Origin of the sequence: Microvirga calopogonii (genome assembly GCF_003347665.1) — a bacterium.
GTDB classification, from domain to species: Bacteria; Pseudomonadota; Alphaproteobacteria; order Rhizobiales; family Beijerinckiaceae; genus Microvirga; species Microvirga calopogonii.
In genome coordinates this window covers 1-2,693 of the sequence record NZ_QDGA01000214.1, presented here as the reverse complement: position 1 = coordinate 2,693, position 2,693 = coordinate 1, and the positions used below count along the sequence as shown (strand labels likewise).

The window sequence follows — 2,693 nt, the reverse complement described above, 5'->3', positions numbered from 1 at the left end:
GGTTTGGATGACGCGTGCTGCGGGATCGGGCCCCAGAGATAGAAGCCGTTCTCCAGAACCCCGAACTCCACGACGGCTTGGTTGACGTCGAGGGGCCAAGGCTCGTTCGGATCGATCTGCCGCTCACGGGTCCAGGGCCCGTCCGAGACGGGGAGCCTCGCCCCGTCCGGATCGCCGGTGATCCCACGCAGGTCAGGAGCCGTAGTCGAGTGGAACACGTAATACGAGGTTCGTCTCATGAGCACCTCCCTTGCTCGGGATGGATCGCCTCTGGGCATTCACTCATGATCGAAATGATAACGCAAAGGCTGGTCCTTCAGGTCCGGGCGCACGAACCAGGAAGGACAGACCCGGCAGTCCAACTCCACCGTCTCCGGTTGCAAAGATGATGGGGATCCCGCGGCCGCGGATCACCGCAGCGACGGGATAGCTGAGCCTTCCATTCAGATCGGAGATCGAGAACAGCGACGTCGAACTCGGCGTTTTGGGCCGATGCCAGAGCCATCCCGGAGCCGGCCACCGACCCGATGGGGTTCTCTTCATCGGCAAGCCCGTCCATCCGGAGACGTTGATCCGGTTGCTCAAGACGCATCTGCTCCAGTCCGATCCAAAAAGCCTGACGCGCCTCAACCGGCCTCCGCTCATGTTCCGACCTTCACATCAATCGAATATGCGAACAAACTCGCGGAGAGGCTCTGCCATCTGCGGGCGAAGGACCAGCTTACTCAGAACTGAGGCGATCGGTTCGCATTGATCCTGGCAGGGCACAGCGGCAGCGATGCAGCACGTCACGGTCTTCGGCGGGTCGGGTTTTATCGGTCGGCACCTGGTCGAGCATCTCGCCAGGGCGGGAGTGTCCGTGCGGGTCGCGGCGCGACATCCGCTCACCACGGCAGAGCCTCCGAGGCTGGCTCAGATCCAACACGTCGCGGCCGACATTCTCGATGATGCGGCGGTGCAGGCGGCGATCCAAGGAGCCGACACGGTCATCAATCTGGTCGGCATTCTCTCGCAGGCACGCCGGCAAACCTTCACGGCCCTTCATGAAGAGGGGGCTCACCGGGTGGCGGCCAGCGCCCGGCGCTTGGGGGTCCGGCAACTGGTTCACATGTCGGCACTCGGGGCCAGCCGCACGGCACCCGCGCTGGCAGATCGGTCCAAGGCGGCCGGCGAAGCGGCGGTACGCGCCGCCTTTCCCGAGGTGACGATCATCCGGCCCAGCCTGATCTTCGGATCAGACGATCACTTCTTCAACGGCTTTGCCGCACGGGCGCGACGGCTCCCGGCCCTGCCGCTGATCGGCGGCGGGCGAACGAGGTTTCAGCCCGTCTATGTCGAGGATGTGGTGGCGGGCGTTGGTGCCATTCTGGCGAACCCCGCCAGCCGCGGCCAGACCTACGAATTCGGCGGCCCCCGGGTCTATACCTTCAAAGAGCTGCTTGAGTTTGTCTGCGCGACCATCAGCGCCCGGCCGCTGCTGGTGCTCCTGCCGTTCTGGGCGGCCGAGTTGTTGGGCGGGCTGCTGCAGGTGTTCCCTGATGCGCCGCTCACCCGCGATCAGGTCCGGCTGCTGAGGACCGACAAGGTGGTCAGCGGCTCCGAGCCGACGCTTGGTGACCTTGGTGTCAAGCCCCAAGCGCTCGAGACGATCGTCCCTGAGTATCTCGCGGCCTATCGACAGGTAGGACGGGGCTGACGTCTCAGGCCTAACCAAGGCAGACCCTCATATCCGTGCACAGGCTTACTGAAGCCTCTGGACCATCGTGTCGATCTGGCGACCCGGCCGGAGCTGATGACTGAAACTCGCGTAGGTGCGGGCATTGCGAGGCAGGTGGATTGGTGCAAGCTCATGCACAGAGGGCCGCGCTCACTATGCGCCGGCCGGTCCCGGCCCAACATCTCGATCACGTCCTGAGACTGGGGCGCTTCTTGGCCGAGACCAGCGGCTGCCAGCGATCTCTTGCAGCGGTTGCCCAAACGCGGGCCCGCGACTGCGAGAAGTGGTATAGTGCTTTAATCAGGCATGTTGTCGAGATCGCTCACAGTTAGAAAGTATCGAAGTGATGCGTTCGCATTGAAGGAGATCGCAGATGCAGATCACTCCACTCGGCCCTCTCGAGCGCGAGGCAGAAGGCAGCAGCAATACAGCCATCGTCACGAACTTGGAGCATACTGCATTCGGACAAGTGATCTTCGTCGGTGACCATACCCTGCACGCCGATCAGCCCTTGGGCGCTGGCGGACAAGCCGCCGGCCCTGATCCCTATCAGTACCTTCTGGCGGCGCTCGGGGCGTGTACGTCAATGATCGTGGGAGCCTTCGCTCGGCGTAAGGCCTGGCCTCTCGAACAAGTCGTTGTGCGCCTCACCCATTCTCAAACTCACCCGAGAGGTGCGGACGGGCAACCGTCGGGAAAGATCTCCGACCGCATCGAGCGAAGCGTTGATCTTGTCGGGCCACTTTCGGATACCCAACGTGACCTCCTCCTCAAAGTTGCAGACATGTGCCCGCTGGTTGGCATGCTCACCTCGGGGATCGACATCGTCACGACCTTGGCCGCACACGCCCCCGGTGAGAGCTATGATCCGGTCGACCGCGACTCTGACCAGAGCTTCCCGGCAAGCGACCCTCCCGGCTGGATCCGGATGACTGGAGCAGGAAGTCCCCTTCACATCAACGCGCTCACCCATTTA

General features: G+C 63.2%; 2 protein-coding genes and 1 pseudogene. 2 read left to right on the top strand and 1 reads right to left on the bottom strand.

The genetic code is table 11. The annotated features are described in order from the left end of the window. Positions 1 to 239: pseudogene (locus tag DDF70_RS35910) on the bottom strand (PRC-barrel domain-containing protein); the annotation flags it as partial. 539 nt (positions 240 to 778) lie between these two features. On the opposite strand from DDF70_RS35910, the gene DDF70_RS35905 reads away from it, so the two are divergent. Both DDF70_RS35905 and DDF70_RS35900 read left to right on the top strand, forming a co-directional pair. Then, on the top strand, positions 779 to 1,696 hold the full coding sequence (locus tag DDF70_RS35905; RefSeq protein WP_114949205.1) for a complex I NDUFA9 subunit family protein: 918 nt from the start codon (positions 779 to 781) through the stop codon (positions 1,694 to 1,696). 394 nt (positions 1,697 to 2,090) lie between these two features. Further along, positions 2,091 to 2,693: OsmC family protein (locus DDF70_RS35900; protein WP_162820913.1), on the top strand; the 603-nt coding region annotated here is incomplete at its 3' end.

What these genes read in the sequence shown, in the direction of transcription:
- DDF70_RS35905 (WP_114949205.1), top strand. Translation starts at nt 779, where the DNA reads ATGCAGCACGTCACGGTCTTCGGCGGGTCGGGTTTTATCGGTCGGCAC.